General features: G+C 69.5%; 22 protein-coding genes and 1 pseudogene. 16 read left to right on the forward strand and 7 right to left on the reverse strand.

Annotated features, from left to right (window positions below):
• Positions 1-116: 116 nt before the first annotated feature.
• The 4 genes from AB1673_12485 to purM all read right to left on the reverse strand — a co-directional run bounded on the left by AB1673_12485 (position 117) and on the right by purM (position 3,638).
• Positions 117-1,121: a hypothetical protein gene (locus AB1673_12485; GenBank protein MEW6154793.1), complete on the reverse strand. Its 1,005-nt coding sequence runs from the start codon at positions 1,119-1,121 to the stop codon at positions 117-119.
• Between the two features lie 9 nt (positions 1,122-1,130).
• Positions 1,131-1,550 carry a hypothetical protein gene (locus AB1673_12490; protein MEW6154794.1) on the reverse strand — a complete coding sequence of 140 codons (420 nt, stop codon included), beginning with the start codon at positions 1,548-1,550 and terminating at the stop codon, positions 1,131-1,133.
• 378 nt (positions 1,551-1,928) lie between these two features.
• A complete protein-coding gene (locus AB1673_12495; GenBank protein MEW6154795.1) occupies positions 1,929-2,519 on the reverse strand; it encodes a hypothetical protein in 591 nt (196 codons plus the stop codon).
• 72 nt (positions 2,520-2,591) lie between these two features.
• Positions 2,592-3,638 carry a phosphoribosylformylglycinamidine cyclo-ligase gene (gene purM, locus AB1673_12500; protein ID MEW6154796.1) on the reverse strand — a complete coding sequence of 349 codons (1,047 nt, stop codon included), beginning with the start codon at positions 3,636-3,638 and terminating at the stop codon, positions 2,592-2,594.
• Positions 3,639-3,801: 163 nt separating this feature from the next.
• Between purM and nuoL (AB1673_12505) the strand changes: the two genes are divergently transcribed.
• The 3 genes from nuoL (AB1673_12505) to AB1673_12515 are packed head-to-tail and all read left to right on the forward strand — an operon-like array spanning position 3,802 to position 8,813.
• Complete coding sequence (nuoL, locus tag AB1673_12505) at positions 3,802-5,778, forward strand: NADH-quinone oxidoreductase subunit L (protein MEW6154797.1); 1,977 nt, start codon at positions 3,802-3,804, stop codon at positions 5,776-5,778.
• Complete coding sequence (locus AB1673_12510; GenBank protein ID MEW6154798.1) at positions 5,778-7,310, forward strand: NADH-quinone oxidoreductase subunit M; 1,533 nt, start codon at positions 5,778-5,780, stop codon at positions 7,308-7,310. Before nuoL (AB1673_12505) ends, AB1673_12510 begins: the two co-directional genes overlap by 1 nt.
• A gap of 3 nt (positions 7,311-7,313) precedes the next feature.
• Positions 7,314-8,813, forward strand: coding sequence for an NADH-quinone oxidoreductase subunit N (locus AB1673_12515; GenBank protein ID MEW6154799.1), 1,500 nt, complete (start codon positions 7,314-7,316; stop codon positions 8,811-8,813).
• Between the two features lie 29 nt (positions 8,814-8,842).
• Here AB1673_12515 and AB1673_12520 read toward each other — a convergent pair whose 3' ends face one another.
• Positions 8,843-9,694, reverse strand: coding sequence for a matrixin family metalloprotease (locus tag AB1673_12520; GenBank protein ID MEW6154800.1), 852 nt, complete (start codon positions 9,692-9,694; stop codon positions 8,843-8,845).
• 106 nt (positions 9,695-9,800) lie between these two features.
• On the opposite strand from AB1673_12520, the gene AB1673_12525 reads away from it, so the two are divergent.
• Genes AB1673_12525 through AB1673_12540 form a run of 4 tightly spaced genes read left to right on the forward strand, consistent with a single transcriptional unit; the run spans position 9,801 to position 12,557 of the window.
• Entirely contained in the window at positions 9,801-10,166 is a 366-nt protein-coding gene (locus AB1673_12525; GenBank protein MEW6154801.1) for an NADH-quinone oxidoreductase subunit A, read from the forward strand.
• A 12-nt stretch (positions 10,167-10,178) separates the two neighbouring features.
• On the forward strand, positions 10,179-10,691 hold the full coding sequence (locus tag AB1673_12530; GenBank protein ID MEW6154802.1) for an NADH-quinone oxidoreductase subunit B family protein: 513 nt from the start codon (positions 10,179-10,181) through the stop codon (positions 10,689-10,691).
• Positions 10,678-11,388, forward strand: coding sequence for an NADH-quinone oxidoreductase subunit C (locus tag AB1673_12535; protein MEW6154803.1), 711 nt, complete (start codon positions 10,678-10,680; stop codon positions 11,386-11,388). The genes AB1673_12530 and AB1673_12535 overlap by 14 nt, the downstream gene beginning before the upstream one ends.
• Positions 11,388-12,557 carry an NADH-quinone oxidoreductase subunit D 1 gene (locus tag AB1673_12540; protein MEW6154804.1) on the forward strand — a complete coding sequence of 390 codons (1,170 nt, stop codon included), beginning with the start codon at positions 11,388-11,390 and terminating at the stop codon, positions 12,555-12,557. The genes AB1673_12535 and AB1673_12540 overlap by 1 nt, the downstream gene beginning before the upstream one ends.
• 201 nt (positions 12,558-12,758) lie before the next feature.
• On the opposite strand, the gene AB1673_12545 is transcribed toward AB1673_12540, so the two are convergent.
• Together AB1673_12545 and AB1673_12550 are read right to left on the reverse strand one after the other, a co-directional pair.
• Positions 12,759-13,148: a nuclear transport factor 2 family protein gene (locus tag AB1673_12545; protein MEW6154805.1), complete on the reverse strand. Its 390-nt coding sequence runs from the start codon at positions 13,146-13,148 to the stop codon at positions 12,759-12,761.
• A gap of 132 nt (positions 13,149-13,280) precedes the next feature.
• Entirely contained in the window at positions 13,281-16,082 is a 2,802-nt protein-coding gene (locus tag AB1673_12550; GenBank protein ID MEW6154806.1) for a LuxR C-terminal-related transcriptional regulator, read from the reverse strand.
• Between the two features lie 322 nt (positions 16,083-16,404).
• Here AB1673_12550 and AB1673_12555 point away from each other — a divergent pair, with 322 nt between their 5' ends.
• From AB1673_12555 to AB1673_12595, 9 genes and pseudogenes are all read left to right on the forward strand, one after another.
• The gene (locus AB1673_12555) at positions 16,405-17,433 is read left to right on the forward strand and encodes a complex I subunit 1 family protein (GenBank protein MEW6154807.1); all 1,029 of its coding nucleotides are present in this window, start codon (positions 16,405-16,407) and stop codon (positions 17,431-17,433) included.
• Positions 17,433-17,909, forward strand: a pseudogene (locus AB1673_12560) (NADH-quinone oxidoreductase subunit I). Before AB1673_12555 ends, AB1673_12560 begins: the two are co-directional and overlap by 1 nt.
• A gap of 32 nt (positions 17,910-17,941) precedes the next feature.
• Positions 17,942-18,448 (forward strand): NADH-quinone oxidoreductase subunit J, encoded by a 507-nt coding sequence (locus AB1673_12565; GenBank protein MEW6154808.1) that lies wholly within the window; start codon positions 17,942-17,944, stop codon positions 18,446-18,448.
• A gap of 5 nt (positions 18,449-18,453) precedes the next feature.
• A complete protein-coding gene (gene nuoK, locus AB1673_12570) occupies positions 18,454-18,753 on the forward strand; it encodes an NADH-quinone oxidoreductase subunit NuoK (GenBank protein ID MEW6154809.1) in 300 nt (99 codons plus the stop codon).
• A 10-nt stretch (positions 18,754-18,763) separates the two neighbouring features.
• Positions 18,764-20,731 carry an NADH-quinone oxidoreductase subunit L gene (nuoL, locus tag AB1673_12575; GenBank protein ID MEW6154810.1) on the forward strand — a complete coding sequence of 656 codons (1,968 nt, stop codon included), beginning with the start codon at positions 18,764-18,766 and terminating at the stop codon, positions 20,729-20,731.
• Between the two features lie 9 nt (positions 20,732-20,740).
• Entirely contained in the window at positions 20,741-22,279 is a 1,539-nt protein-coding gene (locus tag AB1673_12580; protein ID MEW6154811.1) for an NADH-quinone oxidoreductase subunit M, read from the forward strand.
• Between the two features lie 19 nt (positions 22,280-22,298).
• Positions 22,299-23,786 (forward strand): NADH-quinone oxidoreductase subunit N, encoded by a 1,488-nt coding sequence (locus AB1673_12585; GenBank protein MEW6154812.1) that lies wholly within the window; start codon positions 22,299-22,301, stop codon positions 23,784-23,786.
• 7 nt (positions 23,787-23,793) lie between these two features.
• Complete coding sequence (locus tag AB1673_12590; protein ID MEW6154813.1) at positions 23,794-24,933, forward strand: SAM-dependent methyltransferase; 1,140 nt, start codon at positions 23,794-23,796, stop codon at positions 24,931-24,933.
• A 10-nt stretch (positions 24,934-24,943) separates the two neighbouring features.
• Positions 24,944-25,540: an RDD family protein gene (locus AB1673_12595; GenBank protein MEW6154814.1), complete on the forward strand. Its 597-nt coding sequence runs from the start codon at positions 24,944-24,946 to the stop codon at positions 25,538-25,540.
• Positions 25,541-25,560: the final 20 nt, after the last annotated feature.

The raw sequence follows: 25,560 nt of genomic DNA on the forward strand, positions 1-25,560 counted from the left end.
GCCCAACTGGAGGCCATGGGCCACAAGGTCACCCTCGAACCTGCCGCCTGAGCCGCAAACCAAGGTCAACCCCCGCCTTGTTGGCGCGCGCCCATGCGGCGGTACCAGCGAGTGATTCACACCTCAGCCGCCGGGCCACCTCCGCTCGCGATCCAGCCCGAGCCCGATGGCGCCACGGCACGGACGGCGATCCCGAACGTGTCCCACGTTGGCTTGATGGGGAGGTCGAACGCCGATGTCGACGCCAGCCAGTCGCGCCCGTCGGTCGATGACCATATGGTCGGGTGAGCCCGGTCCCCCGTACGCTCGTAGCCGGCGATCAGGAAGCCATCGGGTGTGCGGACGAGGGTTGCCGGATGACCCTCGGCCGGGTTGCCGGCGAAGGTGGCCCGGTGCCACTGGTCGCCTTCGGCATACCAGGCGGCGGCCTCGGCGCCCGATCGGCCGATCACCAGCGGGCCGTCGGTGGTGGAAAGCAAGGCGGCCACCGCCGAGCTTCCCTCGCCGCCGTTGACGGCCTGCTCGGCACCTGCCAACCTCTGCCACTGACGGCCGTCGGGTGACCGCCAGAGGGCCACGTTGCCGTCTACTCGCCCCCTGGCCAAGAAGCCGGCGCCTCCGCCGCCCTCCTCGCCGGTCACGCCCGTCATCGAGCCGTTGGAGCCGCCTTCGACCGCGGGCGTGAGCCGCACACGCACTGGGTCGCCGCCGCCCTCGGCCAGCCATACCGCCGCCCGCCCGGTGTCGGTCCCGCCCCGCTCCTCGCCCACGACCACGAGCCGGTCGCCCTGGCGGGCCGCGCCGTGGGCCACGAACCGCCCAGGCGAGCCCTCGAAACGCGTCGTCCACCGCACGGCGTCCGTCGACTGCCAGATCCCCAGGGTGCTCGCCCGTTGCGGGAGGGTCACCGTCCCGACGGCCAACCACGGGAACGGCCCCGAGGGCGGGAGAAGGCCGACCAGTTGAACGCTTCGCTGGGCCTCGGCCGCGATCGGCAACTCGACCTTCTGCCAACCCATCGAGTGCCCGACATCGCGCCCCGATCCCGTCTTCACCTCACACCCGCTCGCCACCGCGGCGAGGACCACCACCGTCACCGTCCACCGCCCAGCCCGCCCCACGCTCTTTCCTTACCTTCCGCCCCCGACAACCGCTTGAATCTCCCGGGCCGGGAACCCATTGATGGTGCCAGTGGTGCGAAGCTCCCGCAGGGTGCCGCTATGGCCGGCGAGGGACCATGTCGCGGTCCACCGTTGGGTCACGACGATGTCGTAGGTCCCCGACCAGATGTAGTCGTGGGTGATGTGCCCGTGGGGCCAGGGCCCACCCTCGGCCCCGAACGGCCCGCTGGACTCGCCGTCGCCCCAGTCGACGTAGTAGCGCCCGGTGGCCTGGATCTCGAGCGGCCCGATCTCGGTGTCGTTGGTGTACACGTGGCTGGTCTGGCCCCGGGTCTCCAGGTAGACCGTCTTGCCCACGATGGCCCAGCCCGGTGCCGCATAAGGCTGGGGCTCGGGTAGCGGGATCCTCTCCCAATAGAACGCCGCCAATGCGTAGGGGCTTGTATCCCCCTCCCGTGCCGGGCAAGGGGGGACCAAGCCGTCCGGGACCCGGGTGCCACCATCGTACACATCGACGAGTTCTGCGAAGATCCCACCATCGCCAGGATCGGCATACCGAGTATGCATGCACGGCTCGCCATCATCATCAAACGAAATAGCATTGTACGGTACCCAACCGTCTGGAACCGTGAGAACCTGCGGAGCGCCAGAGTCAGGGATAAACAGGATCAGGCCGCCGCGGCAGTTCATGTAACGAGGGATCGTGGTCGTCCACGAAGCACCCGTCGATGTCGTAGTCGACCTGTGTCGGCTGCGCAGCGGATGGCCACGCTGGTCCCAGCTCGACCAGCAGAAGTAGCAGAACCGCTATGAGAACTCTGCGCACGGGTTGACCGTTGGCGGGCCGCCGCTAGGGGTTACGCCGTTATACTGGTAGCCCCAGCCAGTCGGATTGACGTGTGATACAGGCATAGGGCGGAGAGCTACCCATACCGGACGCCGGCCGGTAGTGTCCGGACCAAGCATACTGTTGTCCCTCTCAGCGCTCGCGTATATACATGAGCTAGTGGCTCGGATCAAGTCGACAACGTCGGTGGATCGGTTCCCCGGTGTCTCATAATACCCTGTGAAGTTGCGACCCATCTGAATCTGATAGAAGTTGATTAGTACCTCTGCGGTGGCGAGGTTGGTGTGGAAGGCCGTTATCCGGTCAATCGTTTCAAGGGTGAGGTTCTTTGTCGCGCGTACCTCGCGGAATATGTCGCCTTCGATGGCGTCGAGGCCGGCGAGGACGCGGTTGACGTAGGCGGCGTCGATCTGGTCGGGGACGGCGTAGGGGTTGGTGGTGGTCGTGGTGGGGGCGGCAGTGGGGACGGTGGCGCCCTGCAGGGGGGCCGTCTGCGGTTGGGCGTTGTTGGAACACGCGGTGACCACCGTCACCGCCACGCCGACCGCCAAGGTTTGCCAGACCTTCCGCCTACGCACTACCTACTTGGATATCGTGGTCTTTCGCACGAAGCAATGGGCAAGTCAGGAGAAGTTGTCGCCCCGGCCTACGAGGCTGAGGGCGGGGACCTCGACCCGGCGGTCGGGGCCGTCGACCACGCGGCCGATGACCTGGCCCTCGCCCATGGCCTCGATGGCGGCCTGGTCCGCGCCGGCGGGCACGACCACGCACAGGCCCGTCCCCATGTTGAAGGTGGCGTACATCTCGGCTGGGCCGATGCCGCCGGCCCGGGCCACGGCCGCGAACACCGCCGGTGGCTCGGGCAGGGCGTCGAGCACGTAACCCACGGGGGCAGCCAGCCGCAGCACGTTGAGCAGGCCGCCGCCCGAGATGTGGACCATGCCGTGCACCTCGACGCCCGCCGCCCACAGGGCGCGGGCCGCGCCCACGTAGATGCGGGTGGGCTCGAGCAGGGCGTCGGCGTGGGTGGCCACGCCCTCCTCGCCCAAGGCCCGGCGGGCCAAGGAGTAGCCGTTGCTGTGCAGGCCCGAGCTGCGCAGACCCACAACCAGGTCGCCGGGGGCCACGGCTGACCCGTCGAGCAGAGGACCGGCCTGCACGCCGATGGCCGTGCCTACGAGGTCGAACACGGGTGGGGCCCCGGGCGCCCGGGGCGCCAGCATGGACGCCACCTGGGCGATCTCGCCGCCCACGATGGCGATCCCGGCGGCCTGCGCCCCGATCGACATGCCCCGGGCCAGTTCGCCCATCACCGTCTCGTCGACCGAGTCGAGGGCGACGTAGTCGACCAGGGCGATGGGGTCGGCCCCTACGCAGATCAGGTCGTTGACGTTGTTGGCCACGCAGTCGATCCCGACGGTCTCGAACCGTCCCACCTGGCGGGCGACCTCGATCTTGGTGCCCACACCGTCGGTCGTGACGGCGATGGCCACCTCGCCGTCACCGCTGGCGACCGCCAGGACGGACGCGAAGTGGCCCGAGCCGATCCCCGCCAGCACCCGGACGCCGGGCCGGGCCACGGCCGTGCGTTCCAGCCAGGGCCTCATCGAGGACCCGAAGGCGGCCTGCTCGCGTTCCTCGTCGACCCCGGCGGCCGCGTAGTCACCCACGGCCGCACCCTATCCGGGCCGGCACCCAAGCCCCAGGAACGAGCAAGAACCGGCTCTGTGCCTGGCCCCCTCAGCGCCCGGCGGGCCCGGTCCACCCCACCCGGCCTGGCCCGGGAGGGAAAGAGTTGTCGGCGAGCCGCGTTCACGAAAGACTACGGCGCCCATGCTCGACGCCGTCTGGCTCATCCCGGCACTACCCCTGACTGGCTTCCTGGTGCTACTGGTGGCCGGGAAGCGCCTCGGTGACCCGCGCGCCGGCTGGGTGGCCACGGCCGCCATCGGCGCGTCGTTCGTCGTCACGCTGCTCGTGTTCCTCGACCTGCTGGGCCAGGACGGGGAGGCCCGCTCGTTCACCCAGACCCTGTTCACGTGGGTGCCGGCCGGTGGGCTGCAGGTGAATGCCGGGCTGCTGGTCGACCAGTTGTCGATCACGATGGCCCTGTTCGTCACCGGGGTGGGCAGCCTCATCCACCTCTACAGCGTGGGCTACATGCACGGGGACAAGCGCTACCCGACGTTCTTCGTCTACCTCAACCTCTTCGCGTTCTCGATGCTGATGCTCGTGCTGGGCGACAACTTCCTCATCACGTTCCTGGGATGGGAGGGCGTGGGGGCGTGCTCCTACCTGCTCATCTCGTTCTGGTTCGAGCGCGACTCGGCGGCCACCGCCGGCCCCAAGGCGTTCATCACCAACCGGGTGGGCGACTTCGGGTTCATGCTGGCCATGTTCCTGATCTTCACGGCCACCGGTTCGTTGACCTACACCACCGTGTTCCAGGAGGCCGAGACCCTCACCCGCACCACGGCTACGGCCATCAGCCTGCTGCTGTTCGTGGGGGCCTGCGGCAAGTCGGCCCAGCTGCCCCTCTACGTGTGGTTGCCCGACGCCATGGAAGGCCCCACGCCCGTGTCGGCCCTGATCCACGCGGCCACCATGGTCACCGCCGGGGTGTTCTTGATGTGCCGGGTCAACCCCATCCTCGACCTGGCCCCCACGGCCCTGACGGTCATCGCCGTGGTGGGGGCGGTGACGGCGCTGTTCGCGGCCACCGTGGCCTGTGCCCAGAAGGACATAAAGAAGGTCCTGGCCTACTCGACGGTGTCCCAGCTCGGGTACATGTTCCTGGCCGTCGGGACCGGGGCCTACGTGGCCGCCATCTTCCACATGGTGACCCACGCCTTCTTCAAGGCCCTGTTGTTCCTGGGGGCGGGCTCGGTCATCCACGGCCTCCACGACGAGCAGGACATGGGGCGCATGGGCGGCCTGCGCAAGTGGATGCCGATCACCTACGGCACCTTCATCGTGGGCTGGCTGGCGATCGCGGGGGTGCCGCCCTTCTCGGGCTTCTGGTCCAAGGACGAGATCCTGGCCGCCGCTTGGGACGTCTCGCCCGTTCTGTGGGCCGTCGGGCTGGTCACCGCCCTGCTGACCGCGTATTACATGAGCCGCCAGGTGTTCCTGGTCTTCTTCGGCGAGGAACGCTGGAAGAAGGCGCCCGCTCCCACCACCCAGGCGGCCGCGGCCACGCCCGAGCACGAGCCGGCGGCCACCGTGGGCCACGCCGGCGGCGACCACGACGGTCACGGCGTCCACGGCGACGGCGCTCACGGGGATTTCAAGCCTCACGAGTCCCCAGCGACCATGGCCGTGCCCCTGGTGGTACTGGCCGTCCTGGCCGCCCTGGGGGGCCTGCTTAACCTGCCCTTCGGGGGATACGTGCTCGAGCACTTCCTCGAGCCGGTGTTCGGCGACCGGCTCCACCACCTGGGCCTGACCAGCGGGGCCAAGGTGGTGCTGGCCATGGTCGCCATCGCCGCCTCGCTCACGGGCATCACGATCGCGGCGCTGACCTACCTCAAGGGAAGGTTGAGCCCGTTCGAGCCCAAGGTGCTGGAGCGGGCGTGGTACGTCGACGACCTCTACTCCGAGGTCGTGGGCGAGGGCGGGCGCAAGGCAGCCACGGCCACCGCCCGGTTCGACGCGGCCGTCGTCGACGGGGCCGTCAACGGCGCGGCCGCTGCCGTACGGGCCGCCGGGGGCCGCCTGCGTTCGGTGCAGACGGGCTATGTCCGCCACTACGCCCTGGCCGTGGCTGCGGGTACGGTCGGCATCCTGGCTTTCGTGGTGTCCCGCAGCTGATGTCGGGCCCGGGCTTCCCGCTACTCACGCTTCTCGTGGTGCTGCCCGCCCTGGGCGCGGCCGTCGTCGCCCTCGTGCCCCGGGACAGCGAGGGGGCGGTGAAGGGCGTGACCGCCGTGGCCTCGGGCGTCACCGCCCTGCTCAGCCTCTACCTGCTGGGGGCCTTCGACACCGGGGCGGGTGGCTTCCAGTTCGTCAGCGACCACGAGTGGATCGCCTCGTTCGGGATCTCCTGGAAGCTAGGGGTCGACGGGATCGCCCTGTTCCTGGTGGTGCTGACCGGCATCATCTTCCCGATCGCCATCTTCGGGCCCCACGTCCACCACGACTTCAAGGGCTACGCGGCGTGGATGCTCGTGCTCCAGGCGGGCTGCATGGGAGTGTTCCTCTCCCTCGACCTCTTCTTGTTCTTCGTGTTCTGGGAGGTCGTGCTCGTACCCATGTACTTCCTGATCGGCGGGTGGGGGTACGAGCGACGGGTCTACGCGGCCCTCAAGTTCTTCCTCTACACGATGCTCGGGTCGGCGCTGATGCTCGTCGGCATCCTGACGCTCGTCTTCCTGCACGCCCAGGCCACCGACAGCGCCGTCACCTTCGACCTGATCGCGCTGGCCGAGGGCCAGTCGGTCGTGGGTAACACCGCCCGGTGGCTCTTCTTGGCCTTCGCCGCCTCGTTCGCCATCAAGGTGCCGATCTTCCCGGTCCACACCTGGCTGCCCGACGCCCACACCGAGGCGCCCACCGGTGGCAGCGTGATCCTGGCCGCCATCCTGCTCAAGCTCGGCACCTACGGGTTCCTGCGCTTCGGGCTCTACCTGTTCCCCCAGGCGGCCGTCGACCTGGCGCCGTGGTTCCTCACCCTCGGGGTGATCGGCATCCTCTACGGGGCGATCGTGGCCACCATGCAGAAGGACCTCAAGCGCCTCGTGGCCTACTCGTCGGTGGCCCACCTGGGTTTCATCGTCGTCGGCATCTTCGGGTTCTCGACCCAGGGCCTGCAGGGCGGCGTGCTCCAGATGGTCAACCACGGCATCTCCACCGGTGCCCTCTTCCTTCTCGTGGGCATGATCTACGAGCGCCGCCACACACGGCTCATCGCCGAACTGGGCGGCCTGCAGAAGGTCGCCCCCGTGTTCGCGGCCGTGTTCATGGTGGTCATGCTGTCGTCGATCGGGCTGCCCGGGCTGAACGGGTTCGTCGGCGAGTTCCTGGTGCTCATCGGCACGTTCGTCACCCGCCGCTGGTGGGCGGTGGCCGCCACCGTCGGGGTGATCCTGGCCGCCGTCTACCTGCTGTGGGCCTACAAGCGGGTCTTCCACGGCGAGCCCACGGGCGAGAACGCCAAGTTCGCCGAGCTCACCATGAGGGAACGGCTGGTCATGGCCCCCCTGGTGCTGCTCATCGTGGTGATGGGCGTCTACCCCAAGCCGGTGCTCGACCGCATCGCCCCCTCGGTCGACAACCTGATCACCCACGTCGAGCAGCACTCCGATTACCGCCAGCCGGCCGTGGCCGTGGCCAGGGGGGACTAGGGCATGCCCATAGGACTGCCCGAGATCGTGTGGAGCCACCTTGCTCCCGAACTGATCCTCGTGGGCTCGGCCATGGTCCTGCTGCTGGCCGGGACGTTCTTTCGTGACCGCCACCTCGGGCCGGGGTACGCGGTGTTCACCCTCGCCGCAGCCGCGGCCGCCCTGGTGGCGACCTGGGCCCTGTGGGGTGAGGTTACGGGCAGCGAACCGGGCAGCGGCCCCCGCCTGGCCGTGGCCCAAGCCCTGGTCATCGACGGGTTCGGCCTGTTCTTCACGGTGGTCATATGCGCGGCCGTGGCCCTCGCCGTGCTGCTGTCGGACAGCTACCTCGAACGCGAGCGCCTCGACCGGCCGGACTACTACGTGCTCATGCTGCTGTCGGCCTCGGGCGGCATCCTCATGGCCAAGGCCAACGACCTCATCGTGGTCTTCCTCGGCCTGGAGATCCTCTCGATCGCCCTGTACGTGATGGCCGGCTACCAGCGCGACCGTCCCCGGTCGTTGGAGGCCTCGGCCAAGTACTTCCTGCTCGGCGCCTTCTCATCTGCCTTCCTGCTCTACGGGATCGCCCTCGTCTACGGCGCCACCGGTTCGACGAACCTGGGGTTCATCTCCGCCTTCCTGCGTGAGCAGACGGTCACCTCGGGCGTCTTCTTGGGCGGGATGGGCCTGCTGCTGGTGGGGCTCGGCTTCAAGGTGGCGGCCGTGCCCTTCCACATGTGGACGCCCGACGTCTACCAGGGCTCGCCCACGCCCGTGACGGGCTTCATGGCGGCGGCCGCCAAGGCCGCCGGGTTCGCGGCCCTGCTGCGCATCTTCTTCTCCACCTTCAACGACAACCGGCTCGACTGGCAGCCGATCATCTGGGCGCTGGCTGTGCTCAGCCTGCTCGTGGGCTCGGTCCTGGCCGTGGTGCAGACCGACGTGAAGCGCATGCTCGCCTACTCGTCGATCTCCCATGCCGGCTACGTGCTCGTCGGCCTCCAGGCCGGCACGGTCGAGGGTGTGGCGGGATCGCTGTTCTACCTGCTGGCCTACACGTTCATGGTGCTGGGCAGCTTCGGGATCGCCACCGTGGTGGGCCGCAAGGGGGACGACCGCCACAGCCTCGACGACTACAAGGGCCTGGCCGTGGCCCGGCCCGGGCTGGCCTTCACCTTCACCGTCTTCTTGCTGGCCCAGGCGGGGGTGCCCCTCACCTCCGGCTTCCTGGCCAAGTTCGGCGTGATCTCGGCGGCCGTGGAGTCGGGTTCTTACGCCCTGGCCATCATCGCCATGGTGGCTGCAGTTATCGCCGCCTTCTTCTACCTCCGGGTGATCGTGGCCATGTACATGTCGGGGCCGGCGGCCGCCGGGGCCGACGGCCTGGCCCTTCCGCGGCTGACCGTCCCCCTGGGCACGGGCGCCGCCCTGGGGCTGGCCGTGGTGTTCACCCTGGCGGCCGGCGTGCTGCCCGAGGCCTTCCTCGACTTCGCCCGCCACGCCACTCTCCTGCGCCTGTAGAGCGGGCGGCGGCGGCGCCCCGCCTCAGCTCAAGGCGCCGGGGTGGGCGAGGGCGGCGTGGTTAGACAGCCGGCTTCGCGACCCAGGGCACGGAGGCCGGCCAGGTCGCCGGAGTGGAACTCGGCCCGCCCCCGTTGCACGCCGAGATCGTCGTACATGACCTCCTGGGGGGAGCCGACGTGGCCCAGCCCCAGTAGGTGGCCCAGTTCGTGGATCATCACCCGGCCCCAACTGGCCCCCTCCCCGAAGCCGTTGGCCAGCCGGCGGCCGTCGGCGTCCACGGCGTCGACGTTGAGGATGAGCACGCCGCTCACGTAGACGTTGTCGACGTTGGTCGAACGGCCGCCGCCGGGGTTGTCGGGGTTGAGGCGGTGGGGGCGGCCCCGGTCCCAGGCGATCAGCACCGGCGCCCAGCGCGGACCGTAGCGGGGCTGGTAGGCGGGCCGTCCCGACAGCGGGGCCTCGTCGGTTGGGCCCTCGTTCACGAACGTCATGCCTGTGGCCTGGGCCAACTGGGCGAAAGCCGCCTCCAGGTCGTCGAGCGCGCCCGGAGGCGCCAGGGTCGCGTTGGTCACGTAGTAGACGGGCTCGCACGGGTTGAACCGCACCGGCTGGCAGCGGTCGTCGGTGCGCTGTTCCAGGAACGACCAGCGGTCGGGGACGGGCACGCCCGGCCGGCGTCGCCCCCCGAAGTCGGCGGCCAGGTGCCCGGCCATCGGGCAGTCGGGGCGTTCGGGGCCGGTCACGATCGGGTCCTCGGCGGGGCCGCCGGCCAGCGCGTCGTCGAAGCCGGCCTGCTCGTCCCCACCCCCCAGGACGAGCACGCCCACCCCGAGGGCGGCCACCGCCGCCACCGCGGCCACGACCTGCCACCGCCTCACCCGCTCACCCCACTGACCCCCGTTTGCGTGGGATCTCGACCGGTCCCATGACCATCTGTGCCCTCGTCTCGCCTCCGGGCGGGCGCCTTCGGTATTGTCGGGCGCGATGTCGGAGTTCCTTCGCCAGTACCTCACGGTAGCCATCTTCGGCCTGACCGCCGTGGTGATGGTCGGGGCCATGCTCGGGCTGGGCCGGCTGCTGCGTCCCGTCCGCCCCCAGCCCCAGAAGGGGATCAACTACGAGTCGGGTGTCGACCCCGTGGGGACGGGCTGGTCCCAGAGCCAGATCCGCTACTACGTGTTCGCCCTGCTGTTCGTGATGTTCGACGTCGAGGCGGTGTTCATCTTCCCTTGGGCCACCCGGCTCGAGGTCATGGGCCTGTTCGGCCTCGTCGAGATGGGCATCTTCATCGTCATCCTCGCCCTGGGTTTGGTCTACGCCTGGCGCAAGGGTGTCCTCCGTTGGGCCTGAGGGGACCATAACTTGGGAATCGTCGAGAAGGGGACCCTCAACAAGAAGGTCTTCAAGCCGCTCACCCACCTGCTCAACTACAGCCGGAAGTACTCGCTGTGGGTCTACCAGTGGGGCCTGGCGTGCTGTGCCATCGAGATGGGGGCGGCCTTTGCCTCCCCCCGCTACGACGTGATGCGCCTGGGGGTCATCCCCTTCCCGGCCGGTCCTCGCCAGGCTGACCTGGTCGTGATCTCGGGCACGGTCACCGACAAGATGGCCCCGCCCATCCGCCGGCTGTGGGAGCAGATGCCCGACCCCAAGTACGTCATCTCCATGGGCTCGTGCGCCAACTGCGGAGGCCCCTACTGGGACTCCTACTCGGTGACCAAGGGGGTCGACCAGATCATCCCCGTCGACGTCTACGTGCCCGGTTGCCCGCCACGGCCCGAGGCCCTGCTGGAGGGGATCGTGCTGCTCCAGCAGCGCATCCAGAACGAGGACATGGCCGAGCGCTGGAAGGGAGAACCGATTGTCGTCGGTTGAGCCTGAGACGACCGAGGCCGAAGAGCCCACCCCCGAGGCCCCGCCGCCCGACCCCTACCTCGACGTGCTCGAGGCCCTGCGGGCCGACCTGGGCGGCGCCCTCGTGGGCTCGCTCACCCAGAGGGGCGACCTGTGGGTGCGGGTCCACCCGGACCGGTGGAAGCGGGCCGCCGAGGTCCTGCGCCACCAACTGGGCTTCGACTACTTCTGCTTCCTGTCGGCCGTCGACTGGATGCCCCACACCTGGCCCAACCCCAAGGTCGTGGAAGGCGAGGGCGACGGCGACGGCGATGCGGAGCCCGAGCCCGAACCGGTGGCCGAGATGCAGACCGGGGTCACGGGCGGGGACAGCCGCTTCCAGGTGCTGGCCCGGGTCTACTCGACTACCCGCCACCTCGGGGTCTTCCTCAAGGCCGACCTCGACGCCGAGACCCCCCGGGTGGAGACATGGTCGGAGGTCTACGCGGGCGCCGACTGGCACGAGCGCGAGACCTGGGAGATGTACGGCTTCGACTTCGTCGGCCACCCCAATCTCTCCCACCTGTACCTCCCGGGCGACTTCGAGGGGTTCCCCCTGCGCAAGGACTTCCCCTTGCTGTCCCGTGAGGTCAAGCCCTGGCCCGGCCTGGTCGACGTCGAGGGGTTCCCGGCCGGCTACGGCGCCGAGGAAGCGGCCGCCGAAGGAGGCGCGAGCTGATGTCGGTCACCGAGACCCAACGCCTGTCCTACATCGCCGCCCAGGCGGCCGAGGCGCGGGTCAACGTCGAGCTCCAGACCGAGCAGATGACCCTCAACCTCGGCCCCCAGCACCCGGCCACCCACGGCACGCTGCGCCTGATCGCCAAGCTCGACGGTGAGCAGGTCGTGTCGGCCGACGTGATGTGCGGTTACATGCACCGCGGCTACGAGAAGCTGGCCGAGGTCCGCACCTACCCCCAGATCACGACGCTGGTCAACCGCATCGACTGGCTCTCGTCGTTCGCCAACGAGGTGCCCTTCATCCTGGCCGCCGAGCAGTTGATGGAGGTCGAGGCCCCACCGCGGGCGCAGTACATCCGCACCGCCCTGTTCGAGATGAGCCGCATCGCCAACATCACCCTGTTCATCGGGGAGATGGGCGTGCAGCTCGGGGCCATCACCCCGGTGTTCATGGCCTTTCGCGACCGGGAGTACGTGCTCAACCTCATCGAGGCGGCCACCGGTGGTCGCTTCCACCCCAACTTCGACCGCATTGGCGGGCTCAAGGACGACCTGCCCCGGGGCTGGGTGGCCGAGACCCGCCAGGTCATGGTCAAGATCCGCGAGTACTGCGACCAGCTCGAAGACCTGCTGATGGGCAACGAGATCTTCGAGAAGCGCACGAGGGGCGTCGGCGTCATCCCTGCCGAGGTCGGCTTGGCCTACGGGCTCTCGGGGGCCAACATCCGAGCCAGCGGGGTCGACTGGGACCTGCGCCGTGACGCGCCGTCGCCGCTGGTGTGGAAGGACCTCGACTGGAAGGTGTGGACCCACCCCGACGGCGACTCGTTCGCCCGGTACTGGGTCCGGCTGCAAGAGACCCGCGAGGCGACCAGGATCGTCGAGCAGTGCCTGGACGGGCTGCCCGCCGGGCCCATCCAGGCCAAGGTACCCCGCATCATCAAGGTGCCGGCGGGCGAGGCCTGGGTCGGCACCGAGAACCCCCTGGGCGAGATGGGCTACTACATAGTCAGCCAGGGCGGCCTCGGGCCCTTCCGGGTCAAGATCCGCTCGGCCTCGTTCAACAACGTCTCGATCATCCCGTGGGTCCTCAAGGGCGTGTACGTGCCTGACATCGTCACGATCCTGGCCAGCCTCTACTTCATCCTCGGCGACATCGACCGCTGACCATCCCCTCGTAGGGGGACGGGCCCGGGCGAGCACGGCTGCAGGCCCGCGTGCGCTCCGCGAGCATCTCGACGCGGTGAGGACCACCATCAACCTTGACGATGCCCTGCTGGAGCAGGCCAAGTCGTCGCCGCCCGCACTCACCCGGACCCATCGGGTCTACCGGGAGCCGACCCCGCCGTCCGCCAGTCTTCCGCGGGATCAGCCGAAGAAGGCTTCGATGGCGTACTGGTCCGGGCGGTGGTAGGTGCGGATGATCATGCCGTCCACCACTTCGTGGGCCAACACCTCGACACAGTCGAGGACCCGGTCGCCGGCGTGGGCGCGGACGTGCTGCACCTGCACCGCGCCCCAGTCGCTGCCCAGAGTGTCGATCAGCTCCAGGGCGAGGGTGCCACCTGACAGCTCGTAGGACCGGGCCAGGAAGCCGAGGATCTCGGCGCGGCCCTTGTACAGCCCGGCGATGCGGGATCGCCCTGGCAGGTCCCACGTCGCGTCGTCGGCGAAGTGGGCACCGACAGCGGCCAGGTCACCTCGGGTGAAGCTGTCGACGAGCATGCGAGCCAGCACGGCGTTGGGGTGTTCGTTCACGTTGGTCTCCTCTCACGTTGTGTGGATGGGAGAAGCATGCGCCGGGACCGCGCGCCCCACACCGGCCGGATGGCCGGTTTAGGCGATCGGTCGCCGCCCGATTCGCCTCGGGTCCGCAGCCCCCGAGGGAAGCTACGCGCGCGGGCGGACGGCCAGCGTGGCCAGCTGCGTGCGATTGCTGGCGCCGGTCTTGGCCAGGAGGCTCTCGATGTGCCCTTTGACGGTGCGGGGCGAGACGTACAGCCGCTCGGCAATGACGCGATTGGTGAGTCCCTCGGCAAGCAGTCGGAGAACGTCGACCTCACGGCTTGTGACACCCATGGCGGTGAGGTGGGCGGGGACGGCCGAAGCGCCCCGGCCGGCCCTCCGTTCGGGTACGCCCGCTCGCCGGGCGAGCGACCGGCATGCTCCCGCCGCTGTTACCAGCCCCCGCTCCCCGAACCAGGCGGCCGCCTCGACCAGCCACTCCGCCGGCTGTCCCCAGCCCTGATCGAGGGCGGCTTCGGCGGCCAGGCGCCGTCCCAGGTGGACGTAGCCGGCGAACGCAGGCACCAGGCGGAAGCAGGCGCCCGCCCGGTCGAGAGCGGCTTGCGCGGCCGGCGCGTCACCCGCTCGGCCGCGCGCCACCGCCTCCGCCATGTGCCACAGCCCGTCCGGGCCGGTGGCCAGGCGTAGGTCGGCAGTGTCAGTCTCCGCTCGCGCCCGGGCGCCGCCGTCGCCTTCGAGGTCGAGACAAGTGGAGAGCAGCGGCCAGAGGTACCAGGGGGGAAGGGGAGTCGGGCCGGGAAGCCGTCGCAGCGCTGCGATGGCCTCCCTCCACTCGGCGATCGCCCGGTCGCGGTCTTCGACGATGAGCGACGCCAGGCCCCGAGCGGTGCCGACGGCCACCCCGATGACCTCGGGGTCGTCGCCTGCAAGGGTGAGCGCCTCGGCGGCCGCGGCCGTGGCGCGGATGCGGTCCCCGGCGACGGCGTGGGCCTGGCCGATGAGGTTCCACGCCCAGGCCTCCTGGCGGCTGGCGCCCAGGCGCCGGGCGGTGTCGAGGCAACGACGGGCGGCCGCCAGCGCCGCCTCGGGTTCGAACCGCACGCCGTGGACGGCGGCGAGGTGGAACTCGACCGCCGACAGCAGCCCCGGCGCGCTGGCGGCGATCGCGGCCTGGCGTGCGTCTTCGAGCCCGGATATCGACAGCGTGCGCAGCTGGTCGATGGTCGCCAACTCGTGGTGCGCCCGGGCCCGCCAGAGGGCGAGGTCGTGCAGCTCGGCGGTGGCCGCGGCCCGTGAGAACCAGAATGCGGCCTCGTCGAGGTCGCGCCGGCGCCCTAGCCGGCCCAGCACCTCAGACGCCTCGCAGACCGCAGACGGCGGTGCGGAGCCGTCGGCCGCTGCACGTCGCGCCGACGCGTCGGCCTCCTCGAACCGCCCTAGCTCGAACGCCACCAAGGCTTCGAGCGAGCTTGCCGCACCGGGGACCTCGGCCAAGAGGGCGGCCGCCTCCGTCCAGCGCCCCGCATTGGCCGCGGCTCGCGCCATCGCCACGGTGCAGGCCCGGCGCCGCGCCGCGCTGGCGCCGGCGGTGGCCAGCTGGCGGCGGACGAGCTCTCCCTCGCTCCGGGCTCGCTCGGCGTCGCCGGCTAGGGCCAGGGCCTCGAGCAGCGCCTCTCGCCGCTCCAGCGAGGTGGCCGTCGGGGGGCTCAGCGCGAACGCCTGGTCGATGCACTCCACCGCGGCCGCCGGGTACCCCCGGTCAAGGTGGCGCCGTCCCGCCCGGTCGAGGAACGCTGCCGCCCGTTCGTGCTGACCGCCGGACGTGGCGAGCGCGGCGGCCAGCTCGAGGTCGCCGTCGCTGGGCGGGCGCGCCTCGAGAGCGGCCAGGAGCCGCAGCGCGATGGGTTGCAGCCGCGCCCCGGTCGCCGCCGCCAGCACCGCCTCTCTCACCAGGGCATGGGCGAACCGCAGCGGGCCGGTCTCCCCCGGGGCGAGAAGGCCCAGGGGAACGGCGGCGAGGAGCGCGTCGTCCACCGCCTCGGCCCCCCCGGCGATCGCGGCCGCGAGGAGGGTCGCGTCGAACTCCTGACCGAGCAGGGCCGCCGCCTCGACAACCACCCGGACGTCGCCATCGAGCTCCCGTAGGCGGGCGGCGACGTTCTCGCCGACGCTGGGAGGGAGGGCCGCGCGCCCCGGGCGGAAGGTCCACCTGCCGTTCTGGCGGCAGAGCTCACCGCGCTGCTCGTAAGCGGTGAGCAACTCCTCGACGAACAGGGGTACTCCACCGGCTACCGCCACGGCCTCCATGAGCCGACCCGGCGGGTCCGCGCCCAAGCACGCGCTCACCAGGTCTCGAACCTCCGCGTCCGCGAGGGGGCCCAGCTCGATGAGAGAAGCTACGTGCCGTTGCACGAGGCGGCGCACCGCCGGCCAGACAGGTCCTTCGGGGCGCAATGTGCACAGGAGCGTGACGGTGCTGCCGTGGAGGGCGTCGGCCAGCGACTCGACCACGGCGGCCGTCTGGTGGTCGGCCCAGTGCAGGTCCTCCAGTACGAGGAGGGAGGGCGCCTTGCGCCCGATCGAGTCCCGCAGGCGCAGGACTGCGTCGGCGACCTGCAGCGGCGAGACTGGCTCGGCATCGCCGGGCCCGCCCACCATCCCGGGAAGTAGTACGGACAGGGCGTTGCCGTGAAGCGCCAGGCGCGGGTCGAGGAGGTGCCCGCCAGCCCGGATGAGAGCCAAGGCGAGCTCGGCCAACGGCCGCAGGGCGGGCGCCGGCGGTGGTGTGGCTCGCCCCCCGGTGGCTTCGGAAGGATCGGACGCGGCCTGGCGGACGAGCGTCGACTTTCCCATTCCTGCCCCGCCGGCGAGAACGACCGTGCCTGTCGCGTTGGCGAGGAGTTGGAGCTCGCCTTGGCGCCCTACGACCCGAGTGGCGCGCAGCACTGCGCCTACCTGCCCCCGGGCCGGCCGGCGCGGGCCGGGCGTCCGGCCGGCGGCCGGAATGGCGAAGGCGCCGGAGCTCGGGCCGTCGTCTGCACCTGTTCATCATGGCCCGAGGCGGGGCCGACCGGCGCGGCGCCGACGACGACCGCCTCGAGCGCGAGCTGGCCTAGCGCGAGGCCCGCACCACCGGCCCGCCTCCGCGGTGATCGCGGCTTGGGGTACGGGCCGTAGTTCCCGTCGGCCTTCGACCTTGTACCCGCCGGGGGCCGTTCTGTAGGCTCCGCCGCGTGGCAGGGTGGAGGGGTCTGAGGATGCGCGGCTGATGCTCGCGCTCGACCTCAGTTACTGGCAGGCGACAGCGCTCAAGACGATCATCGTCTTGGCCATCATCCCTGGCAGCGCCGTTGTGATCGGCTATGTCTTCCTGCTGAAGATGATGGCCCACATGCAGAGCCGGCTGGGCCCGATGGAGCCGGGTGGTTACCACGGCTGGTTCCAGCTGATCGGCGACGGCATCAAGTTCATGCAGAAGGAGGACCTGATACCGGCCCAGGCCGACCGGCGGGTCTTCGCCTGGGCGCCGGTGGTGGTGCTGGCCTCGACGTTCCTGCTCTACGTCGTGGTCCCCGCCGGGCCGAGGCTGGTCGTCGAGGACCTCGACGTCGGCATCTTCTTCGCCCTGGCGGTGTCGTCGCTGTCGGTCGTCGGGATCCTCATGGCCGGCTGGGCCTCGGCCAACAAGTACTCGCTGCTAGGTGCCCTGCGGGCCGCCGGCCAGCTCATCGCCTACGAGCTGCCCCTCGTGCTGGCCGTGGTCGGGGTGGTCATCCAGGCCGAGACCATGAGCCTGCAGGGGATCGTGCGGGCGCAGGCCGACGGGGCCATCTTCGGGATCAGCGCCTTCGGCAACCCGTTCGTGCTGACCCAGATCGTCGGTTTCCTGCTGTTCGTGGTCGCCGCCCAGGCGGAGCTCTCGCAGTCGCCGTTCGACATGCCGGTGGCCGAGTCGGAGCTGATCGCCGGCTACATGACCGAGTACTCGGGTTTTCGGTTCCTGTTCTTCTTCATGGCCGAGTTCGGCACGGCCTTCGCCCTGGCGGCCATCGCCTCCACGCTCTTCCTGGGCGGGTGGTGGGTGCCGGGGATCGACCCCACGAGCGGGCTGGCCGACGTCTTGGGGCCCATCGTGCTGGCCGCCAAGATCATGTTCGTCTCTTTCCTGATCTTCTGGATGCGCTTCACGTTCCCGCGCTTCCGTGAGGACCAGCTCCAGACGATCGCCTGGAAGTTCCTGATCCCCATCTCGCTCGTCAACATTGTCGTCACCGGCGTTCTGAAAGTTGCCTTCTGATGCCTGAAATCCCCGGCAAGGGCCTCATCAAGGGCCTAGGCGTGACCTTCAAGACCATGCTCGAGGGCGCGGTCACCGTTCAGTACCCCCACGAGAAGGAGGCCCCGCCCACCCGGGCACGTGGGGTGATCGCCCTCAAGGAGGAGAACTGCACGGTCTGCATGCTGTGCGCCCGCGAGTGCCCCGACTGGTGCATCTACATCGAGGGCCACAAGGAGAAGCGCCCTCCCCGCCGGGCGGGCGGCAAGCCCCGCACGGTCAACGCCCTCGACCGCTTCGACATCGACTACGCCCTGTGCATGTACTGCGGGATCTGCGTCGAGGTCTGCCCCTTCGACGCCCTCTTCTGGAGCCCTGAGTACGAGTACTCCGAGCCCCGCATCGCCGACCTCCTCCACGACAAGGAGAAGCTGGGCGAGTGGATGGAGACCGTCCCCGAACCGCTGCCGCTCGAAGCCGGCGCGCAGAAGAAGAAGTAGGTTCGCCCCGGCCGATGGTTGCTCAGAGCATGGTGGCGCAGAGCATGGTCGCCCAGAACGTCGTCTTCGGCATCCTGGCCTTCGTCATGGTGGCCGCCGCCTTCCGGCTGGTGACGACCAAGAACGTGGTGCGGGCCGCCCTGTTCCTGGCCATCGTGCTGGCCGGCGCGGCCGGCCAGTTCCTGCTGGTGGCCGCCGAGTTCGTGGCCGTCGTCCAGATCCTGGTCTACATCGGGGCCGTGGTCGTGCTGCTGCTGTTCGGGGTGATGCTCACCCGTGCCCCGATCGGCCAGGACGCAGACCTCGACAACGATCAACGGTGGCTGGGAGGGCTCGTGGCCCTCTTCCTGTTCGGTGTGCTGGCGGCCGTGCTCACCGACGCCTGGGGGAGCCAGAAGATCGAGTTCGGCGAGATCCGCCGAGTCGACCAGGTGAGCGACGCCATCTTCGGTCCTTACCTGGTCCCCTTCGAGGTCGTGTCCGTCCTCATCCTGGCCGCTCTGGTGGGCGCTGTCGCCATCTCGAGGAGGGACTGAGGGGTATGTTCCTCAACCAGTTCCTACTTCTGGCGGCCGTGCTCTTCTGCCTGGGCGTCTACGGCGTGCTCTCCCGCAAGAACGCCGTGCTCGTGCTCATGTCGGTCGAGTTGATGCTCAACGCCGTGAACATCAACCTTCTGGCCTTCGGCGCCTTCCAGGACAACATCACCGGCCAGGTGTTCGCCCTGTTCGTGATCGCCGTGGCGGCCGCCGAGGTCGGCGTGGGCCTGGCCATCGTGCTCGTCATATTCCGCAACCGAGCGAGCATCGACCTTGACAAGGCCGATCTCATGAAGGGCTAGGCGGCCACCGATGCTCGAGAACGCCTGGCTCATCCCGCTCATACCAGCCATCTCGTTCTTCCTGATCCTGTTCTTCGGCAAGCGGATGCCCAAGAAGGGTTCGGAGATCGGGATCCTGGCCATCGCCTCGTCGGCCGCCATGGCCTTCGCGGCTGCCTTCGAGTGGATCAGCCAGAGCGATCCCCACGAGGTTCACCGCCATACCACCTGGTTCGAGATCGGGCGGGCCGACATCGGGGTCGGCATCCATGTCGACGGGCTCACGGTGATGATGCTCGTGGTCGTCACGTTCATCTCGCTGATGGTCCAGATCTACTCCTTGGGCTACATGCACGGCGACCGCCGGTTCACCTACTTCTACGCCGCCCTGTCGCTGTTCACGGCGTCGATGCTCCTGCTGGTCGTGGCCGACAACACCCTGCAGCTCATGATCGGCTGGGAGCTGGTGGGCCTGTGCTCGTTCATGCTGATCGGCCACTGGTGGGAGGAGGGCGTCAACTCCGACGCCGCCATCAAGGCGTTCATCACCACCCGCACCGGTGACGTCGGCCTCCTGCTGGGCGTGACCGTGCTGTTCTTCGCGGCCGGGCAGAACTTCGAGATAGCCAACCTCAACCGCCTGGCCCTGACCGAGGGCATCAGCCACGGTGTGCTGCTGGCCGGGGCCACCCTGCTGTTCATCGGCGTGATGGGCAAGAGCGCCCAGTTCCCCCTGCACGTCTGGCTGCCCGACGCCATGGCCGGCCCCACCCCGGTGTCGGCGCTCATCCACGCGGCCACCATGGTCGTGGCCGGCGTCTACCTGGTGGCCCGCCTCTACGGGGTGTTCTGGTCGGCCTTCTCGATCGACGTGGGGGGCATCAACCTCATCGCCCTCATCGGCGGGATCACGGTGATCATCGCCGCCCTGCTGGCCTTCGTGCAGGACGACGTGAAGAAGGTGCTGGCCTACTCCACGGTCAGCCAGCTCGGCTACATGGTCATGGCCCTCGGCGTGGGGGCGTGGGTGGCGGCCGTGTTCCACCTGTTCACCCACGCCTTCTTCAAGGCCAACCTGTTCCTGGGGTCGGGTTCGCTGATCCACGCCGTGCACTCCAACAACATGAGCGATATGGGTGGGCTGCGAAAACACATGCCCACGACCTTCTGGACGTTCATGGTCGGGTCGATCGCGCTGGCCGGCATCCCCCCCCTGGCCGGGTTCTGGTCAAAGGACGAGATCCTCAATGGTGCCCTGGCCGAGGGCTACCCACTGTTCCTGGTGGTCGGGCTCATCGGGGCCTTCATGACAGCCGCCTACATGACCAGGGCCTGCTACAAGATCTTCTGGGGTGAGTACCGGGGCCATGGCCACCCCCACGAGTCGCCCCCTTCGATGGCCTGGCCGCTGCGCATCCTGGGCGGGCTGTCGATCGTCGTCGGCCTGCTCAACGCTCCCGGCATCCTGCTGTTCGGCGACTGGGTCCACTTCCACGTCGAGGGCGCACCCGAGATCCTGCACCACCACGACTTCAACGTGGGGTTGGCCGCCACATCGGTCGTCGTCGCCCTTCTGGGCATCGCCGCCTCGGCCGCCTACTACATGAAGGGCTCGTTCAACGGGTTGACCCAGCGGGTGGGGGCCCTACGGACAGGGCACAAGGTCCTCGTCAACAAGTACTACCTCGACGAGCTGTTCATCGAGGGGATCGTCCGCAAGATCCAGTACCCGATCGCCAAGGCGGCCTACTGGGTCAACCAGAAGGTGCTCGACGGGGCGGTCAACGCCGTGGGCATCGGGGCCAAGCGGACGGCCCGGGTCACTTACGAGTACATCGACCAGATGGTCATCGACGGTGCCGTCAACGGTGCCGGGTTGTCGGCCGAGGAGGGCGGCGCCGCCCTCCGCAAGACCCAGACCGGGCGGGTCCAGCAGTACGCCGCCTACTTGTTTGGCGCGTCAGCCCTGCTGGCCCTGGTCCTGGTGTTCCTTACCTAGGAGACGGTGTTGAACGGATTCGATAGTTGGGCACTGACCCTGGCCATCTTCCTGCCGGCGGCCGGGGCGGTGTTCGTCGCCATGGTGCCCCGGTCGGAAGAGACGATCCTCAAGTCGGTGGCCCTGCTGTTCACGCTGGCCACGGCGGCCGTGTGCACCTACATGCTGGTCAACTTCGACTTCGACCAGACGGCCCGGCTGCAGTTCGTGGTCGACAACCGTTGGATCGAGGTCATCAACAGTCGCTACCACATCGCCCTCGACGGCATCTCCCTGCCGCTGATGTTGCTGTCGGCCGGGATCACGGTCCTGTGCGTCATCTACTCGTGGGACCACTTCCCCGAGCCGCACAACCCCAAGGCGTTCCTGATGCTGATGCTCATCCTCGAGACGGGCATGATCGGCACCTTCGCAGCCCAGGACCTGATCCTCTTCTTCGTCTTCTTCGAGCTGGTCCTGCTCCCGATGTACTTCATGATCGGGGTGTGGGGCGGGCCCAACCGCCAGTACGCGGCCATCAAGTTCTTCCTGTACACGCTGTTCGGCTCGGCCCTGATGATCCTGTCGTTCCTGGCCCTCTACTTCCAGGGTGGGCAGACGTTCGACATCCCCGAGCTCACGACCACTGGCGCGGCCATCGCCCGGAGCACCCAGATCCTGATCTTCGGCGGCCTCTTCATGGGCTTTGCCATCAAGGTGCCCATGTTCCCGTTCCACACGTGGCTGCCCGACGCCCACACCGAGGCGCCCACGGTCGGCTCGGTCCTGCTGGCGGCCGTGCTCCTGAAGCTGGGCACCTACGGCTTCATCCGCATCGCCATCCCCATCCTGCCCGAGGCGGCCCGGGCCTGGGCCCCGTGGATCGGGCTGCTGGCGGTGATCGGCATCATCTACGGGGCGCTCGGCTGTCTGGCCCAGACCGACATGAAACGGCTGATCGCCTTCAGCTCGGTGGCCCACATGGGCTTTGTGATGCTGGGCATCTCCACCCTGACCTCGTTCGGCATCAACGCCGCCGTGTTCGGCATGGTGGCCCACGGGCTCATCACCGGGATGCTCTTCTTCGTGGCCGGCTCGATCCAGGAACGGTTCAAGACCCGTGAGCTGGCCCGCCTGGGAGGGCTGCTGACCCAGGCCCCCAAGCTGGGGTGGATCCTGGGGTTCTCGGCCTTCGCCTCCCTGGGCCTGCCTGGGCTAGCCGGGTTCTGGGGCGAGTTCCCGGCCATCCTGTCGGCCTATCAACCGGCGGCCGGGCTGAGCGAGCCCATCTTCCGTACCTACATGGCGGTGGCCGCCATCGGCACGGTGTTTGCCGCCGGCTACCTGCTGTGGATGCTCCAGCGGGTGGCCTTCGGCACGGTCAAGACCGAGTTCGAGGCCGAGCACATCCACGACGTGCACGGCCCCGAGTGGATCGCGTGGACGCCCATCCTGGTCCTCATCTTGGTCTTCGGCATCTTCCCGGGCCTCATCTTCGACATCACCGACGGGGCCGTCCAGCTCGTGACCCGGGGCGTCGACGCCATCGGCGTCGCGGCCGGGCGTTGACGGGGAGCATGTCGCGCTGATGCTGGCTTTCACCGCCCCGACGCTCGACTACCACGCGCTGGCGCCCGAGATCATCCTGCTCGTCACGCTGTGCACGGTGTTGCTGGCCGACCTGTTCGTGAGCCGCGAGCGCAAGTGGATCGTCGTCAACCTGGCCAGCTTCGGCCTCCTGGTCGCCTTGGTCCCCGTGGTCACCCTGGCCGTGAGCGATGCCGACGCCCGGTCGATGTTCGGCGGGGCCTTCGTGGTCGACCAGTTCGCACTGGTGCTCAAGGGCCTGTTCCTGGTGACGGCCTACATCGTGCTGCTGATGTCGGCCCGTTACATCGAAGAGGGCGACTACTACGAGGGGGAGTACTACTTCCTCGTCCTGTGCTCGGTACTGGGCATGGTCGTCATGTCGTCGTCGCGTGACCTCATCACGATCTTCGTCGCCCTCGAGACGCTGTCGATCCCCGGCTACCTGCTGGCCGGCTGGCGCAAGCGCGACCTGAAGAGCAACGAGGCCGCCCTCAAGTACTACCTGCTGGGCGTGCTGGCCTCGGCCGTGATGCTCTACGGGATGTCGCTGGTCTACGGGTTCACGGGCTCGACCCTGCTCACCGATATCGGCAGCGCGGTGGCCGGCTCGGTCGCCGCCCAGCCAGTGGTGAGCGTGGCCATCCTGTTCATCGTCGTGGGCTTCGCCTTCAAGGTGTCGGCTGTGCCCTTCCACTTCTGGGCGCCCGACACCTACGAGGGCTCTCCCACTCCGGTCACCGCCTTCCTGTCGGTGGCCTCCAAGACGGGCGGGTTCGTCGCCCTCTTCCAACTCATCTACGTGGGCTTCTTCGGACGCGACGACGTGTGGGCACCGGTGTTCTGGGTGCTGGCCGCCCTGTCGATGACCGTGGGCAACCTCATCGCCCTGCGCCAGACGAACATCGTGCGCATGCTGGCCTACTCGTCGGTGGCCCAGGCCGGCTACATCCTGGTGCCCTTCGCAGTGGCCGCCACCAACGAGACGGCCGCCCGCTCGGCGTTCACCGCATCGGTTGTCTACCTGTTGGTCTACGCGGCCATGAACCTGGGGGCCTTCACCGTCATCATCGCCGTGGCCCGCAAGACCCGCTCGGGAGAGATCTCGTCCTATGGCGGGTTGTTCGAGTACGCCCCCGGGCTGGCCGTGCTCATGACGCTGTTCATGTTCTCCCTGGCCGGCATCCCGCCCCTGGCCGGTGCCTGGGCAAAGATCTTCGTGTTCCGGGCCGTGATCGACGCGGGGACGGCGTGGGCCATCGTCCTGGGTGTGATCGCGGCCGTGAACTCGGTCATCGCGCTGTTCTATTACGCGGCCGTGGCCAAGGAGATGTGGATGAACCCCGTGCCCGACGGCGACAAGACACCCATCGCCGTGCCGACGTCGCTGACGGCCGCCCTGGGCCTCACCGCCGCCGTGGTGCTGGTGATCGGGGTCTACCCCCAGCTCTTCGCCCGGCTCGGCGACCTCGCACCCTTCGTGCGCTGACCCTCCCATGGGGGAGGAGCTGACGGTCGCTCGGGCGGTGGCCGAGCGGGCCCGGCGCTCGGGGCCGTTGCGCTTCGACGAGGTGCTCGACCTGGCGCTCTATGGGCCCGGGGGCTTCTACTCGGCCGGTTCGGGCGCCGGCCGGGGCGGGGGTGACTTCATCACCAGCCCCGAGGTGGGCCCGCTGTTCGGCCGGGTCGTGGCCCGGGCGCTCGACTCCTGGTGGGCGGCCCTGGGCCGGCCTGACCCCTACGTGGTCGTCGAGGCCGGTGCCGGTGCCGGCGCGCTGGCGGCCGCTGTCCTGGCCGCAGCACCCGAGTGCTCGCCTGCCCTGCGTTACGTGCTGGTCGAGCGCTCGGAGGCATGGCGGCAGGCCCAGTCCCGGCGCCTGGCCCTCGAGCCCGCCGGCCTCGTCCTCGGCCCGGTGGTGGCGGCCGACCCCGACCTCGGTCCCCGGGCCGTGCCCGGGAGCGGGCCACTGGTCACGGCTTTGGCCGAGCTGCCGGCCGGGCCGTTCGAGGGCGTGGTCATGGCCAACGAGCTGCTCGACAACCTGCCGTTCCGTCTACTCGAACGTTCGCCCTCGGGGCGCTGGTCCGAGATCAGGGTGGGGGCCGACCTGGCCGAGGTGGTGGTGTCCGCGCCGCCCGACGTGGCCTCCGAGGCGGGCGAGCTGGCCCCGGACGCGCCCGCCGGGGGGCGCCTACCGCTCCAGCACCACGCCCGGGCCTGGCTGCGGGAGGCCCTGGCCGCCCTCGAACGGGGCCGGGTGGTGGTGGTCGACTACGCCGACACCACCGCCTCGATGGCCGCCCGGCCGTGGTCGCAATGGCTGCGGACCTACCGGGGCCACGGCCGGGGTGGCCACCCCCTCGAAGCCCTGGGCGCCCAGGACGTGACGTGCGAGGTGGCCGCCGACCAGTTGGCGGCCGTGGCCCGTCCCGTGAACGACCGCAGCCAGGCCGAGTTCCTACGGGCCCACGGGCTCGACGAGGTGGTCGACGATGCCCGCCGGCGGTGGGAGGAGCGGGCCCACGTCGGCGACCTCGAGGCCCTCCGCCACCGCAGCGTCCTGTCGGAGGCGGCCGCCCTCACCGATCCCCGGGGCTTGGGGGCCTTCCGGGTCTTGGAGTGGGAGGTTGGGTAGCTTCGGCCCCGTGGAACCTCCGTCGCGCGATCCCTCCGACCGACCGCCTCCGCCCTCGGTCCCGCCCCCCCCGCCGTCCTCGTCGTCCGACGGGCTCCCGGCCCCCGACGCCCGCCAGGCCGCCGACTGGCCGCCACCCCCGCCCGACGCCGCCCCCTCCAAGGTCGGGCAGCCGGCGGCGTGGTGGCGACGGGTCATCGCCTACTTCGTGGACGGGCTCATCGTGGGCGCGCCCCTCGTGGTACTGGGTATTTCGCTGGGCTTGGCCGAGTTCGTACGCGACGGGGACATGGTCCGCTTCGAGGCCCAGCCCCTGCTCCTGATGCTGTCGGTGGCCGCTACCGTGGGCTACTCGGCCCTCATGGACGGGGGCCCGCGCCAGGCATCGGTGGGCAAGATGGCCATGCGCGTGCTGGTGGCCGACGCCGACACGGGCGGGGCCATCGGCCCACGCCGGGCCGCCCTCCGCCGCCTCGTGTACCTCGGTCTGTTCTACGCCTTCGTGATCCCGGGAGTGGTCAACGCCCTGTCCCCGCTGTGGGACCGCCGCCGCCAGGCCTTCCACGACCGGGCCGTGCGCAGCGTGGTCGTCAACGCCCCGGCCTAGGCTCGGCAGTCCGGACGCGT

It is taken from the genome of Actinomycetota bacterium (assembly GCA_040754375.1).
Taxonomy (GTDB): Bacteria; Actinomycetota; Acidimicrobiia; order Acidimicrobiales; family AC-14; genus JBFMCT01.

Coding starts and splice junctions, on each gene's coding strand:
- nuoL (MEW6154797.1), top strand. CDS start 3,802: ATGCTCGACGCCGTCTGGCTCATCCCGGCACTACCCCTGACTGGCTTC.
- AB1673_12510 (MEW6154798.1), top strand. CDS start 5,778: ATGTCGGGCCCGGGCTTCCCGCTACTCACGCTTCTCGTGGTGCTGCCC.
- AB1673_12515 (MEW6154799.1), top strand. CDS start 7,314: ATGCCCATAGGACTGCCCGAGATCGTGTGGAGCCACCTTGCTCCCGAA.
- AB1673_12525 (MEW6154801.1), top strand. CDS start 9,801: ATGTCGGAGTTCCTTCGCCAGTACCTCACGGTAGCCATCTTCGGCCTG.
- AB1673_12540 (MEW6154804.1), top strand. CDS start 11,388: ATGTCGGTCACCGAGACCCAACGCCTGTCCTACATCGCCGCCCAGGCG.
- AB1673_12555 (MEW6154807.1), top strand. CDS start 16,405: ATGCTCGCGCTCGACCTCAGTTACTGGCAGGCGACAGCGCTCAAGACG.
- AB1673_12565 (MEW6154808.1), top strand. CDS start 17,942: ATGGTGGCGCAGAGCATGGTCGCCCAGAACGTCGTCTTCGGCATCCTG.
- nuoK (MEW6154809.1), top strand. CDS start 18,454: ATGTTCCTCAACCAGTTCCTACTTCTGGCGGCCGTGCTCTTCTGCCTG.
- nuoL (MEW6154810.1), top strand. CDS start 18,764: ATGCTCGAGAACGCCTGGCTCATCCCGCTCATACCAGCCATCTCGTTC.
- AB1673_12585 (MEW6154812.1), top strand. CDS start 22,299: ATGCTGGCTTTCACCGCCCCGACGCTCGACTACCACGCGCTGGCGCCC.
- AB1673_12590 (MEW6154813.1), top strand. CDS start 23,794: ATGGGGGAGGAGCTGACGGTCGCTCGGGCGGTGGCCGAGCGGGCCCGG.